Raw genomic sequence first — 13647 nt, forward strand, 5'->3', positions numbered from 1 at the left:
ACCATCCCTCCACGGTTTGCCATACCATGGAGCAGTCAACTATGAACATGATTCAAGAAAAGTTTGCATCCCTGTTTTCCAACTACGAAGTGACCACTCAGCCCCGCCCGGATGGCGGCATTCTGCTGACCTTGCGTAATAGCGACGGCAAGCTGTTCAAACGCACGATTTCCTATGCTCAATTGCATGCCGGGGATCAGTTGTCCTGGGCGATCAGCGCGATTCGTCGTGACCTGGCTGAACAGGCCAGCGAGTTGCCACAGATCACGCTGTTGCAGAGCCAGCATCGGTTTGCGCTGCCGACTTACCACAGCGCTTGAGTCTGCTGGAAAATCCGCTTTGCTGTTCACATAGAAAAAAGGCGCTTCTCTCAGAAATAGGAAGCGCCGTTTTTTTGGGGTGTTTCTTTTGGGGCCAAACGCGGATCAATCCTCCAATCGAGGAAACCGGCAAGCAATATCATCCCCAGTGAGCTCAGCAACCAACCCCTGCGGATCACCAGACAAACGGATCGTAACGAAATGCGGCCGCTCCCCCCCGTCAAACCAATGCCGCGTACCAGCAGGCACCGTTATCAGGTCGTTCCTCTCACACAAAACCGCGTAGACATAATCGCCGATGTGCAGGTTAAACAAACCACGACCGGTGACGAAAAACCGTACTTCGTCCTGGCTATGGCGGTACTCATCAAGCACCCCCGCTTGTTCCGGGTGATCGCTGCTGACACTGACCACATCGACCGCTACGTACCCCCGCTCAGTCATCAACCCATCGATCTGAATCTGGTAAGCCGCAATGAGGTCTTCCTCGCGGGCACCAGGCTGGATTTTCGCCGCCGCTTCCCAACGGGCAAAGTGAATGCCTTGTTCGATCAGTGTCGCGGCGATGTCTTCGAAGTGGGTCAACACCTTGTTCGGGATATCGGGGCTCGAAACGTGATAGACGGCGAGGCTGCTCATGACAATGGCTCCAGCAAATTAACGGTTCGAAGGCTCATGGCCGATCCTCTTGCATACGTGTGGCGATGATAACCGCTGCGGCGAAGGCCGCGAGGCTGGCGAGGCTGAAGGTCCAACTGGCGCCCAGGGCGTTCCAACTGTAGCCGGAGTACAACGCGCCCAAGGCCCCGCCCGTGCCCGCCAGCGCCGCGTACAGCGCCTGCCCCTGGCCTTGCTGGCGAGGGCCAAAGCTGCGTTGCACGAAATGGATGGCGGCGGCGTGAAAGCTGCCGAAGGTCGCCGCGTGCAGCACTTGCGCGAATAACAACACCCAGAGGAATTCGGCCAGCGAGCCCAACAACAGCCAGCGCAACGCCGCCAGCAGGAAACTCGCCAGCAATACCCTGCGCACGGAAAATCGCGCCAGGATCCGACTCATCAGCAGGAAGACCAGAACTTCCGCCACCACACCGACCGCCCACAGCATGCCGATCAAGCCGCGACTGTAGCCCAGGTGTTCGAGGTGCAACGTCAGAAAGGTGTAATACGGCCCGTGGCTCACCTGCATCAGGCCCACGCAGATGTAGAACGCCAGTACGCCAGGGTTGCGCAGTTGCCGCAGGAAGCCTTCCCCCGCGACTCGCGCCCCCTGCAATGGCTGGGCGTTGGGCACCCAGAAGCTGGCGAGGATGATGCCGGCCATGATCAACACCAGCGCCACCGGGTAGATGTCCAGGCTCAGCCATTCGAACAACCGACCAAGCAGGACCACGGTGATGATGAAACCGATGGAGCCCCACAGGCGGATCTGGCTGTAGCGCGACGCCTGGCCGCTCAAATGGGCCAGGGTAATGACTTCGAACTGCGGCAACACCGCGTGCCAGAAGAATGCATGCAGCGCCATGACCATCGCCAGCCAAGCGTAGCTTTTATCGATGAAGACCAGCGAGAAGGTCAACAGCGTACAGATCGCACCAAAGCGCACGATCGCCAGGCGTCGGCCAGTGTAATCCCCCAGCCAGCCCCAGATGTTCGGCGCCACACAACGCATCAGCATCGGGATGGCCACCAGCTCGCCGATGCGCGCTGCGTTGAACCCCAGGTGATCGAAATACAGCGCCAGGAATGGCGCCGTCGAACCGAGCAGGGCGAAATAGAACAGATAAAAACTGGAGAGCCGCCAGTACGGCAGTGCCGCCATGGTCGTCAGGCCACGGCGGTCGGCAGGCCAGCCATCAAAGCTGACCCAGCACCGGGGTGCCGACCCGCACATCGGCGTTCTGGCCGCGATGACGCAGCAGGTGATCCATCAGCACGATCGCCATCATCGCCTCGGCGATGGGCGTGGCACGGATGCCGACGCACGGGTCGTGACGGCCCTTGGTGATGACGTCCACCGGGTTGCCATGAATATCGATGGAGCGGCCCGGCGTGGTGATGCTGGAGGTCGGCTTCAGGGCCAGGTGAGCAACGATTGGCTGGCCCGAGGAAATGCCACCGAGGATGCCGCCGGCATTGTTGCTCAGGAAACCTTGCGGAGTCAGTTCGTCACGGTGCTCGGTGCCGCGCTGGGCGACACAGGCGAAACCGGCGCCGATCTCCACGCCCTTCACCGCGTTGATGCTCATCAGCGCATGGGCCAGTTCGGCGTCGAGACGGTCGAAGATCGGCTCGCCGAGGCCAGGCATCACGCCTTCGGCGACCACGGTGATCTTCGCGCCGACCGAGTCCTGGTCCCGGCGCAACTGGTCCATGTAGGCCTCGAGCTCCGGGACCTTGTCTGGATCAGGGCAGAAAAAGGCGTTCTGTTCTACCGAGTCCCAGGTCTTGAACGGGATTTCGATGGGCCCCAACTGGCTCATGTAGCCACGAATGACGATGCCCTGGCTGGCCAGGTACTTCTTGGCAATCGCCCCGGCCGCCACGCGCATGGCGGTTTCCCGGGCCGAGCTGCGACCGCCGCCACGGTAGTCGCGCTCACCGTATTTGTGGTGGTAGGTGTAGTCGGCGTGGGCCGGGCGGAACAGGTCCTTGATGGCCGAGTAGTCCTTGGACTTCTGGTCGGTGTTGCGGATCAACAGGCCGATGGCGCAGCCGGTGGTGCGCCCTTCGAACACACCAGACAGGATTTCGACTTCATCGGCTTCCTGGCGCTGGGTGGTATGGCGACTGGTGCCGGGCTTGCGCCGGTCCAGGTCGCGTTGCAGGTCGTCCAGGGAAATCTCCAGGCCCGGCGGGCAGCCGTCGACAATGGCGACCAACGCCGGGCCATGGCTTTCGCCCGCGGTGGTGACAGTGAACAGCTTGCCGTAGGTATTGCCGGACATGCAGGGTGCTCCGTGAAAAACGCTGAGAGACTCAACCTTGGATTCGTAGTGGGCGCCAGTATACGCAGGCTCCCCGCGTAGTTCATCCTCGAACCTTATCGGCGGCCGCCAGTCCAACCGGCACCTTCGCAACTAATGGCGTGATGATGTTAAAGCTGCTTGCCTTAAGCCTTACCTTGTTAACCGGCCTGTTTTGCGGCCTGGCCCAGGCCACGGTGCTGCAACGCCCGATCAGCCTCGACACGGGCAGTGGTGAACTTTTCGGCTCGTTGTTGCTGCCAAAGTCCGACACGCCAGTGCCGGTCGTGCTGATCATTTCGGGGTCCGGCCCTACGGATCGCGACGGCAACAACCCCGAGGGCGGGCGCAACGACAGCCTCAAGCGCCTGGCCTGGGTCCTGGCCAGGCATAACATTGCCAGTGTGCGCTACGACAAACGCGGTGTGGCCGCCAGCCTCGCGGCGACACCGGACGAGCGCAACCTGAGCGTCGAGGCCTATGTGGCCGACGCCGTAGCCTGGAGCCACAAGCTCGCCGCCGATCCGCGCCTGGGCCCGGTGATTTTGCTGGGCCACAGTGAAGGCGCGTTGATCGCCAGCCTTGCCGCGCCCCAGGCCAACGCAGCGGCGGTGATTTCGCTGTCCGGCAGCGCCCGGCCAATCGACCAGGTGCTGCGTCAACAACTGAGCAACCGCCTGCCACCGCCCCTGATGCTGCGCAGCAACGAACTACTCGACAGCCTCAAGGCCGGTCGAGTCGACGACAACGTGCCGGCGCAACTGCAGGTCATTTTCCGCCCCAGTGTGCAGCCGTACCTGATCTCGCTGTTCCGCCAGGACCCGGCCCGTGCCTTCGCGGCGCTGAAGATGCCGGCCCTGATCATCCAGGGCAGCAACGACATCCAGGTCAGCATCGATGACGCCAAGCAGTTGAAAGCCGCCAAGCCCGACGCCGAACTGGCACTGATCGACGGCATGAACCACGTGATGCGCATCGTGCCCAACGACGTGAAGCGGCAACTGGCTTCCTACAAGGACCCGAACCTGCCCCTGGCGGCCGAGCTCGGTGCACGGATTCTGCGTTTTATTGACGCGTTAGCCGCCCGTTGAGCGGTTTTAGTGGCAACTAGCCCTCCAGTCCTTTAAAAAACGGCCGATAGCACTGTGTCGGATAGCGCAATGGCTACCGACCAGCCGGCCTGGACAGGACTTTGCCGTTATGACTGAAACTCAAACTTCCCCCGACACCGCCGCCGAAGCCCCCGCCTCGTCTGCGGTGGAGTTGCCGTGGGCCGACGTGCACACCGAGCATCACAAGATGCTCCGCCTGGCCCCGCTCAAGACCGACCGCGCCACCGGTGTGCGGCCGCTGCGGTTTGTCGAGTTCAGCTATGTCGAGCGCCACAGCAAGGAGCGCAGCCTGCTGCGCATGAGCATCCAACTGCCGAACCAGCGCGTGCGCAAAGAACAGAATCACCTGGACGTCTGGGCCGACCACGTCGAAAAACGTTTGTTTTTTTCCCCGGACAATCTGCAAGTCGAGCCGTTTAACCGTGGCATCGGCCGCTTCCTCGCGGCCCAGGGCATTACCTGGGCCAAGAAACGCTGGTCGGCCTACCAGGTAGACGGTACCGACCTGGATAACAAGGACGCCCTGAACGAAGACACTCGCCTGCGCCGCGACCGTTTTCTCAAGGCCCAAGGCTTCGAAGTGGCCTACGCCGACGCCCAGCACCTCAAGGGCAGCGTCAAGCCAACCCACGTTGGCGATCTGCTGGGGGACTGGAACACCGAGAAGCTGCAGTTCGTGGAAATCCTTGAAGCCGCGCAGATGCTGCAACAAGCCGAGCAGAACCTGGCGGAACAGGAAGTCAAACTCAAGCAGCAAGAAGAAAAGGTCAACAAGTTCAAGCGTGAAGACACCGGCCTGCGCTTCACCATCACCTGCCTGGTGGCTTTCGCCATGTTCCAGGCGGGGTTGCTGATCTGGATTGCGACGCGGCACTGATTGCCGCTGCAAGTTGCCTGACACATACCTGTGGCGAGGGGATTTATCCCCGCAGGGGTGCGAAGCGCCCCTAAAACCAGATATCTACGGAGTATCAGGATACTTGTAGGGGGCTGCTGCGCAGCCCAGCGGGGATAAATCCCCTCGCCACAAGGACAGCTCCGTCAGGCCTATCGGATCACACTCGCGAAGCAAACACCGCCTGGTGCTGGCGGCACTGCTCGGCACTGAGCATGAACACACCATGACCACCGCGCTCGAAGTCGAGCCAGGCGAAATCGACTTCCGGGTACAACGCTTCGACGTGCACCTGGCTGTTGCCCACCTCGACAATCAACAGCCCCTTCTCGGTCAGATGATCGGCCGCCTCGGCCAGCATTCGGCGAACCAGGTTCAAGCCGTCATCGCCACAGGCCAGGCCCAGCTCCGGCTCATGCTGGTACTCCGGCGGCATGTCGGCGAAATCTTCCGCGTCGACGTAGGGCGGGTTCGACACGATCAGGTCGAAACGTTGCCCCGGCAATCCCTCGAAACCATCGCCCTGGACGGTGAACACGCGCTCGTCGACACCATGCCGCTCGATGTTCTGGTTGGCCACTTCCAGCGCTTCGAACGACAGGTCGGCCAGCACCACTTCGGCCTCCGGGAACTCATAGGCACAGGCAATGCCGATGCAACCGGAACCGGTGCACAGGTCGAGAATCCGTGCAGGCTCCTGGCCCAACCAAGGCTCGAAACGCTTTTCGATCAGTTCGCCGATAGGCGAGCGCGGAATCAGCACCCGTTCGTCGACGATAAAAGACATCCCGCAGAACCAGGCCTCACCCAGCAGGTAGGCCGCCGGGATGCGCTCGGCAATGCGTCGGCGCAGCAAACGCTGCACATGGACCAGCTCTTCGTCTTCAAGGCGGCAGTCCAGGTAGCTGTCGGCAATTTCCCATGGCAGGTGCAATGCGCCCAACACCAGTTGCCGGGCTTCGTCCCACGCGTTATCGGTGCCATGACCGAAAAACAGATCCTCCCCATGGAAACGACTGACGGCCCAACGGATATGGTCGCGCAGGGTACGGAGACGGGAAGTGATCACGGCGGCAAACTCCAGAAAAATCGACGGGCGAGTCTATCAGCCAAACGCGGTGCTGCCCAAACACGCGCCGATGACGAACGAAAATACCCGAAGCAATCGTAGGAATTATCCGTTTTTTGATTCACCTATTGAACAAGACGGGCATCTTGACAAGGCTGTAGGCCAGCAACGGCGGCCCTTGCGATGGAAGCGATTCACAGAACCGCTCAGCCAGAGGACAATGTCGCAAAAGCCCCACTCGAAGGAGCCCCAGAATGTCCGTTCCAAAAACGATGTTTCAACTCAGCGGCCGTGGTTATGCGGCGGCCAATCTGAGTCAAGCGACCCTGATCATCATCGATGCCCAGAAAGAATACCTCGCAGGTCCCCTGGCCCTGAGCGGCATGGATGCAGCCGTCGCGAACATCAAGCAATTGCTCGGTGCGGCCCGTGCAGCCGGTCGACCGATCGTGCATGTGCGCCACCTGGGCACCCATGGCGGGCTGTTCGATCCACAAGGCGAACGCGGGGAGTTCATTCCCGGCCTCGAACCCCAGGGTGACGAAACCGTGGTCGAAAAGTTGCTGCCCAGCGCCTTCCACGGCACCGAACTGAAAAAGCGCCTGGAAGACTTCGGCCCCCTGGACCTGATCGTGTGCGGGTTCATGAGCCATTCCAGCGTCAGCACCACTGTGCGCGCCGCCAAGAACCTGGGCTTTCGCTGCACCCTGGTGGAAGACGCCTGCGCCACCCGCGACCTGCCATACAAGGGCGGCGTCCTCAGCGCCGAGCACGTACAACAGACCGAAATGGCGATCATGGCCGACAACTTCGCCACCCTGGCCCTGACCCGCGACTTCATCTGATGCGCCTTGATGAGCGGCCCGCCCTGCCGCTCATCCGCAAAAGCCTCTCATTTGCCGCAATTGCCCTACCTTCAGGAACAACCCGAATATCTTCCGGTCGAAGGGCCGATACCCATTGAGGAAGGTCGGAATGAAGTTATCCGATGGTTTTGACGCACGTCGCTTGCGGCCCAAGGGCCCGAGCAACTGGCGGTTTCGTTTCGGCGCGGCGATCGCTGCGCTCCTGGCAACACTCGGTGTATTACTGGCCATGGCCGGTGCGGCCAGCCTGCTGGGCCGTCCCCCCGCACTGGGCGAGTTGAATGCCACCCCGCTGGGTTCGGCGATCATCCTGGCTGTCGGTCTTGTCGTATTGCTGTTGGGCGTCTGGCTCTGGCGCCGTTGCCGCCGTCGCGCCCGCCAATCCCTGGAGCTGGCCATGGCTCCGCACCTGATGAAAAAGCACGACTGACCCACCATCCGACGTTTTGTCGCGCCTGATCCCGCCAGAGTTGGGTAAACTGGCCGGCCTTCGCGGAGGCTGACATGCAAGACGACGACTTTTCCCTGTTCAAAAGTGCGATCCAGGGCGTAAAACCGATCAAGCACGACCGTGCCGAGACCGGCAAGCCCAAGGCTGATCGCGCACAGATCGCCAAGCTGCGCCAGGCCGCCACCGTACGCACCGACGCCACGACCGTGGACGGTTTGTCCGATCAGTTCGTGATCGACGTCGGCCCGGAAGACGAGTTGATGTGGGCGCGCGACGGCGTCCAGGAAAGCCAGATGCGCAAGCTGAAGGTCGGCCAGATCCCCTTCGAAGGCAGCCTCGACCTGCACGGCATGAGCGTCGAAAAAGCCCGGGAAACCCTCTGGGCATTCCTGGCCGAAGCCACCAGATTCGAAATCCGCTGCGTGCGCGTCACCCACGGCAAAGCCGTGCGCCTGGACGGCAAGCGGCCCATGATCAAGAGCCACGTCAATACCTGGTTGCGCCAGCACCCGCAAGTGCTGGGATTTACCTCTTGCCAGGCGAAACACGGCGGTGCCGGGGCGGTGTACGTGATGCTCAAGCGCACCATGATGGAAGGTCGCGACGAGTAGCCCGCGATTGCCGAGCTTGCAGCGCCGTGTCCGCCACCGTACCCTTGCCCTTTGCGTAAAATCCCACAGGTAGTTTCATGTCTCTGGAACAGAATTACACCGCGATTCTCGGCCAACTGGGCGAGGACGTTTCCCGCGAGGGCCTGCTCGACACGCCCAAGCGTGCTGCCAAGGCCATGCAGTACCTCTGCCGCGGTTATGAACAGACCCTGGAAGAAGTCACCAACGGTGCCTTGTTCAGCTCCGATAACAGCGAGATGGTGCTGGTCAAGGACATCGAGTTGTACTCGCTGTGCGAGCATCATCTGTTGCCTTTCATCGGCAAGGCCCATGTGGCCTATATCCCGAGCGGCAAGGTGCTGGGGCTGTCGAAAGTCGCGCGCATCGTCGATATGTATGCCCGTCGCCTGCAGATCCAGGAAAACCTCAGCCGCCAGATCGCCGACGCGGTCCAGCAAGTGACCGGCGCCCTGGGCGTGGCGGTGGTGATCGAGGCCAAGCACATGTGCATGATGATGCGCGGTGTGGAAAAGCAGAATTCCTCGATGATCACCTCGGTGATGCTCGGCGAGTTCCGGGAAAACGCCGCGACCCGCAGCGAATTCCTCAGCCTCATCAAGTAATCCGTGGCGTTTAAAAAACCGGCATGCATCGCCGGTTTTTTTTCGCCCGGGAAAAATCAGGTAAGCTGCGCGCCCTCTTCTTCCCTGCCGCGAGGCTTAATACCGTGATTGTCAAAGCGCTTCGAGTTGGCCTGGGCCAGCTCATCATCTTCATCGACTTCATCACCCGCCCCGGCAAGAAACAGCGCCCGGCCGAGGCCCAGGCGCAGGTCGACCAGGCCGCCCGCAGCCTGACGCTCTATCAATTCCACGCCTGCCCGTTCTGCGTGAAGACCCGCCGCACCCTGCGCCGCCTCAACGTGCCGGTGGCCCTGCGCGATGCGAAAAACAACGAGCAGGATCGTCAGACACTGCTGGAACAAGGCGGCAGGATCAAGGTGCCGTGCCTGCGTATCGAAGAGAATGGCCAGACCTCCTGGATGTATGAGTCCAAGGTGATCATTGATTATTTGGATAAGCGGTTTTCTGCGGTCTGATAATTGTGGTGTGTTTGCGGCCCCCTATCGCGAGCAGGCTCGCTCCCACAATGAAACTGTAGGTAACTGGAGAGCCCTGTGGGAGCGAGCCTGCTCGCGATGGGGCCCGCCCAGTCACCGCATGACTCAAGCTGCTTTCACCGCCAAAGCCCCCCGCACTACCCCCGCCAACCGCTTGAGCCCTTCATCCAACCGCGCCGGATCAATGTGGCTGAAATTCAAGCGCAAGTGCCCCGGATGCTTGTCCGGCTCCGGAAAGAACGGCTCCCCCGGCATGAACGCAACATCGGCCGCCAGCGCGGCGGCGAGCAAGGTGCGGGTGTCCAGCGGTTGTTTGAGAGTCAGCCAGAAAAACAATCCGCCCTGGGGCACGTTCCAATCCGCGATGTCGGAAAAATGCTTTTGCAGCGCAGCCTGGAAGCGGTCGCGACGGTCGCGGTAGAAATCCCGCAGCTCACTCAAATGAAGACGGTACTGCTCGGTGCCGATCCATTGCAGCGCCTGCCATTGACCGATGCGATTGGTGTGCAGGTCCGCCGACTGCTTGAGCCGCAGCAGGTGCGGGAACAGATCCGCACTGGCGATCAAATAACCCACCCGCAGCCCCGGCAACAGGGTTTTCGACACGGTGCCGGTGTAGATCCAACTGGCCTTCTTCAAGCGACTGGCAATCGGCGTGGCGCTGCTGCCATCGAAGGTCAGTTCGCGGTAGGGTTCGTCCTCGATCAGGGTCACGCCGAACTCATCCAGCAAGGCCGCCACCGCGTCGCGCTTGGCCTCGCTGTAGCGCACCGCCGAAGGGTTCTGGAAGGTCGGAATCAGGTAGATGAACGCCGGCCGATGCCGCTCCAGGCGAGCCCGCAATTGCTTCAGGTCCGGGCCGTCGGCTTCCAGGGGCACGGTGATGCAGTCGGCGCCGAACAGCTGGAAAATCTGCAACGCCGCCAGATAAGTCGGCGCTTCGAGCATCACTTCGGTACCCACGTCGATGTGCAGCTTGGCCGCCAGGTCGAGGGTTTGCTGGGAACCGCTGACCACCAGCACCTGGCTCGCCTCGCAGGCCAGGCCTAAGGAACGTGCCTGAGCCGCCAAGGCTTCGCGCAGGGCCGGTTCACCTTCACTCATGCCGTACTGGCCCATGGACAATGGCATGGCCGCCCACTCCACTTTCGGCAGCATGGCCTCGGCCGGCAGGCCGCCGGCGAACGACATCACTTCCGGGCGCTGCGCCGCCGCGAGGATTTCTCGAATCAAAGAACTTTTGAGGCGCGAGACACGTTCGGAAAAAGCCATGGGATCACCTGTAGCGGGTCACTGGAAAAATGAGTCAAACTTGTTGACCGAAATTACTCCGACCTCTCTGGATACGTCAACATGATTGACCTTAAAAACCCGACTTCCCAACAAATGGCCATGGAAGCGTTTTTCTTCGGTTACCAGGCGTTCACCGCCAAGGCCGATGAAATGCTCGAGCGTCGTGGGTTGAGTCGGGTCCACCAGCGCATCGTTTTTTTCATCGCCCGCTATCCCTCGTTGAGCGTAAAGGAGTTGCTGGCCCTGCTCGGAGTGAGCAAACAGGCGCTGAACATGCCGTTGCGGCAGTTGATGGAAATGCACCTGGTGAACAGCGTCGCGTCCGAGACTGACAAGCGTAAGCGCCTGTTGGAACTGACGGCCGAAGGCGAGCGCTTCGAGCAGGCGTTGCGGCGTGAGCAGGTGAAATTGCTGGAGCGGGTGTTTGCCGAGGCTGGGGAGGCGGCGGTGGATGGGTGGTTGGCGGTGAACCTGGCTCTGGGGAAGAGTCCTGTGCCTATTGACTGAGTTTTCCGCAAGATTTGTGGCGCCAGGGCTATTGCTATCGCGGGCAAGCCTTGCTCCCACAATCGAACTCATTGGGCACCGCATCCCTCTGTGGGAGCAAAGCTTGCTCGCGATAGCGTCCGCATGGGCGATATATCCCTATCGCCAGACATTTCGTCGACAACACAGAAAACATTATTTGCTTTATTTGTATACAAAAGCATAATTCGCTTCGTGCGAGTTCCTGACCAAAAGGTCAACATACTTCGCCAGCCTTACCTGCCTCAGCGCATCGCAGCCACCCCAGGGTGTGTGCGGTGCTGGAAATAACAATAAGACTCTTGAGGAGTACTCGCTGTGGAAAGCCGCAAACCCGAAGCCCAGACGCTGGACCTTTCGCCGCCACTACGCAGTGGCTGGCTGGAACGCCTCTTCAAACTCAGCTTGCACGGCACCACGGTGAAGACCGAGCTGATTGCCGGCCTGACGACCTTCATCACCATGGCCTACATCATCTTCGTCAACCCCAACATCATGGCCGACGCCGGCATCGATCACGGCGCGGCATTCGTCGCCACTTGCATCGCCGCTGCCCTGGGTTGCCTGTTGATGGGCCTGTACGCCAACTGGCCGGTGGGCCTGGCGCCGGGCATGGGCCTGAACGCCTTCTTCACCTACACCGTGGTCGGCACCATGGGCTACAACTGGGAAACCGCATTGGGTGCAGTGTTTATTTCCGGTGTGCTGTTCATGATCCTGACCTTGTCCCGGGTGCGGGAGTGGCTGCTCAACAGCATTCCGGTGAGCCTGCGGTTCGCCATGGGCGCAGGGGTCGGGTTGTTCCTCGGGCTGATCGGCCTGAAAACCGCCGGGATCATCGTCGACAGCCCCGCCACGCTGATCAAGCTCGGCTCGTTGCGCGAACCCGGTCCGCTGCTCGCCGCCGTGTGCTTCCTGATGATCGCCGTGCTCAGTTATCACCGGGTATTCGGCGCGATCCTCATCAGCATCATCGCCGTGACCCTGGCCGGTTGGGGCCTGGGGCTGGTGCAGTACAACGGCATCATGTCCACACCGCCGAGCCTGGCACCGACCTGGATGGCGATGGACGTCGTTGGCGTGTTCAACGTCAGCATGATCAGCGTGGTGCTGGCCTTCCTGTTCGTGCACATGTTCGACACCGCCGGCACGCTGATGGGCGTCGCCCAGCGCGCGGGCCTGGTGAAAGCCGATGGCAGGATCGAGAATCTCTCCCGTGCCTTGAAAGCCGACAGCGCCTCCAGCGTTTTCGGTGCCATGGTTGGCGTGCCGCCAGTGACCAGCTACGTGGAAAGCGCCGCCGGTGTGGCCGCCGGTGGCCGCACGGGGCTTACCGCCGTGACGGTTGGTGTGCTATTTATTGCCGCGATGTTCTTCGCGCCGCTGGCCGGGATGATCCCGGCCTACGCCACCGCCGGGGCCTTGATCTACGTCGCCATGCTGATGATGGGCGGCATGGCCCACATCGAATGGGACGAGGCGACCGACAGCATCCCGGCCATCGTCACGGCCATCATGATGCCCCTGACGTTCTCGGTCGCCGACGGCATTGCCCTGGGTTTCATCACCTATGTGGTGCTCAAGGCCGGCACTGGCAAACGCAAGGAAATCTCCGTCAGCCTGTGGGTGCTCTGCGCGATCTTCATCGCCAAGTTCATCTTCTTGTAAGCGATACCGTAACCCCCGCCTCACCCATTGGGTGAGGCTTTTGTCCATCAGGAGCAAAGCAATGAATCTGGAAACCTGGCTGTTGTTCAGCGGCGCCGCCTTGGTGGTGATCCTTATCCCCGGCCCGTTGTCGCTGTTGATGATCGGCAACAGCCTGAACTACGGCCTGCGCCGCTCGTACCCGGCGTTCCTCGGCGGAGTGATCGCCTCGATTTGCCTGCTGAGTGCCTCGGCGCTGGGGCTCGGTGCGTTGTTGCTGGCGTCGGAGCAGTTGTTCAGCGCCCTGAAGATCGTCGGTGCGCTGTACCTGTTCTACCTGGCCTGGCAGAGCTGGCAGCAATCGCGCCAACCTGCCCAAGGCGCTGAAGTGCCCCAGGCCGCCGCCGTTCCACGTTTTCGCGCCTTGTTCGGCCGGGCATTCGTGCTGGGCGCCAGCAACCCGAAGGACATCCTGTTCTTCGCCGCTTTCCTGCCGCAGTTCTTGAGCGCCGAGCAAGCGTTCCTGCCACAACTGTTGATCATGATCGCCACCTGGACTGTACTCGACCTGCTCTGCAAGCTGGCCTACGGCCTCGGCGCCCACGGTGCGGCGCGGTATTTGCGTACGGGCAAAGGCCAGAGTTGGTTCAACCGCATCAGTGCAGGATTATTTGGCGGTGCTGGCGCAGCCTCCTTACTGTCGACCCATTGAGGCGCGTTATTTTTTTAATCACTTCATCTCTTAAGGTTCAAGGCCCTCGCAAAACGTCGCAAC

The 13647-nt window shown here is 61.2% G+C and carries 16 protein-coding genes; 11 read left to right on the forward strand and 5 right to left on the reverse strand.

Annotated features, from left to right (window positions below):
• Positions 1–41 precede the first annotated feature (41 nt).
• The gene (locus PBDP_RS21735; protein ID WP_003204481.1) at positions 42–320 is read left to right on the forward strand and encodes a DUF3509 domain-containing protein; all 279 of its coding nucleotides are present in this window, start codon (positions 42–44) and stop codon (positions 318–320) included.
• A gap of 105 nt (positions 321–425) precedes the next feature.
• Here the strand turns inward: PBDP_RS21735 and PBDP_RS21740 are convergent, their stop codons facing one another.
• The 3 genes from PBDP_RS21740 to aroC are packed head-to-tail and all read right to left on the reverse strand — an operon-like array spanning position 426 to position 3265.
• A complete protein-coding gene (locus PBDP_RS21740) occupies positions 426–959 on the reverse strand; it encodes an acireductone dioxygenase (RefSeq protein ID WP_212801297.1) in 534 nt (177 codons plus the stop codon).
• 34 nt (positions 960–993) lie between these two features.
• Positions 994–2139 (reverse strand): MFS transporter, encoded by a 1146-nt coding sequence (locus PBDP_RS21745; protein WP_212801298.1) that lies wholly within the window; start codon positions 2137–2139, stop codon positions 994–996.
• Between the two features lie 34 nt (positions 2140–2173).
• Positions 2174–3265, reverse strand: coding sequence for a chorismate synthase (aroC, locus tag PBDP_RS21750; RefSeq protein WP_109754482.1), 1092 nt, complete (start codon positions 3263–3265; stop codon positions 2174–2176).
• Positions 3266–3408: 143 nt separating this feature from the next.
• Here aroC and PBDP_RS21755 point away from each other — a divergent pair, with 143 nt between their 5' ends.
• Both PBDP_RS21755 and PBDP_RS21760 read left to right on the forward strand, forming a co-directional pair.
• Complete coding sequence (locus PBDP_RS21755) at positions 3409–4374, forward strand: alpha/beta hydrolase (RefSeq protein ID WP_109754483.1); 966 nt, start codon at positions 3409–3411, stop codon at positions 4372–4374.
• A gap of 109 nt (positions 4375–4483) precedes the next feature.
• Entirely contained in the window at positions 4484–5272 is a 789-nt protein-coding gene (locus PBDP_RS21760) for a hypothetical protein (RefSeq protein WP_109754484.1), read from the forward strand.
• Between the two features lie 178 nt (positions 5273–5450).
• Here PBDP_RS21760 and prmB read toward each other — a convergent pair whose 3' ends face one another.
• Positions 5451–6359 carry a 50S ribosomal protein L3 N(5)-glutamine methyltransferase gene (gene prmB / locus PBDP_RS21765; protein WP_109754485.1) on the reverse strand — a complete coding sequence of 303 codons (909 nt, stop codon included), beginning with the start codon at positions 6357–6359 and terminating at the stop codon, positions 5451–5453.
• A 254-nt stretch (positions 6360–6613) separates the two neighbouring features.
• On the opposite strand from prmB, the gene PBDP_RS21770 reads away from it, so the two are divergent.
• The 5 genes from PBDP_RS21770 (at position 6614) to PBDP_RS21790 (ending at position 9386) form a co-directional block, all read left to right on the forward strand.
• Positions 6614–7204, forward strand: coding sequence for a cysteine hydrolase family protein (locus PBDP_RS21770; protein WP_014339619.1), 591 nt, complete (start codon positions 6614–6616; stop codon positions 7202–7204).
• 130 nt (positions 7205–7334) lie between these two features.
• Complete coding sequence (locus PBDP_RS21775; RefSeq protein WP_109754486.1) at positions 7335–7655, forward strand: hypothetical protein; 321 nt, start codon at positions 7335–7337, stop codon at positions 7653–7655.
• Positions 7656–7729: 74 nt separating this feature from the next.
• Entirely contained in the window at positions 7730–8287 is a 558-nt protein-coding gene (locus PBDP_RS21780; protein WP_053146321.1) for a Smr/MutS family protein, read from the forward strand.
• 77 nt (positions 8288–8364) lie between these two features.
• Positions 8365–8910 carry a GTP cyclohydrolase I FolE gene (folE, locus tag PBDP_RS21785; RefSeq protein WP_003204506.1) on the forward strand — a complete coding sequence of 182 codons (546 nt, stop codon included), beginning with the start codon at positions 8365–8367 and terminating at the stop codon, positions 8908–8910.
• A 104-nt stretch (positions 8911–9014) separates the two neighbouring features.
• Complete coding sequence (locus tag PBDP_RS21790) at positions 9015–9386, forward strand: glutathione S-transferase N-terminal domain-containing protein (RefSeq protein ID WP_109754533.1); 372 nt, start codon at positions 9015–9017, stop codon at positions 9384–9386.
• Between the two features lie 126 nt (positions 9387–9512).
• On the opposite strand, the gene PBDP_RS21795 is transcribed toward PBDP_RS21790, so the two are convergent.
• Positions 9513–10679 carry an aminotransferase-like domain-containing protein gene (locus tag PBDP_RS21795; protein ID WP_109754487.1) on the reverse strand — a complete coding sequence of 389 codons (1167 nt, stop codon included), beginning with the start codon at positions 10677–10679 and terminating at the stop codon, positions 9513–9515.
• An 81-nt stretch (positions 10680–10760) separates the two neighbouring features.
• Here PBDP_RS21795 and PBDP_RS21800 point away from each other — a divergent pair, with 81 nt between their 5' ends.
• The 3 genes from PBDP_RS21800 (at position 10761) to PBDP_RS21810 (ending at position 13584) form a co-directional block, all read left to right on the forward strand.
• A complete protein-coding gene (locus PBDP_RS21800; RefSeq protein WP_109754488.1) occupies positions 10761–11207 on the forward strand; it encodes a MarR family winged helix-turn-helix transcriptional regulator in 447 nt (148 codons plus the stop codon).
• Positions 11208–11543: 336 nt separating this feature from the next.
• Complete coding sequence (locus tag PBDP_RS21805) at positions 11544–12893, forward strand: NCS2 family permease (RefSeq protein WP_176689285.1); 1350 nt, start codon at positions 11544–11546, stop codon at positions 12891–12893.
• A gap of 61 nt (positions 12894–12954) precedes the next feature.
• Positions 12955–13584 (forward strand): LysE family translocator, encoded by a 630-nt coding sequence (locus tag PBDP_RS21810; protein ID WP_109754490.1) that lies wholly within the window; start codon positions 12955–12957, stop codon positions 13582–13584.
• The last annotated feature ends 63 nt before the right edge of the window (positions 13585–13647 follow it).

The organism is Pseudomonas sp. St290 (genome assembly GCF_018325805.1).
Taxonomy (GTDB): Bacteria; Pseudomonadota; Gammaproteobacteria; order Pseudomonadales; family Pseudomonadaceae; genus Aquipseudomonas; species Aquipseudomonas bijieensis.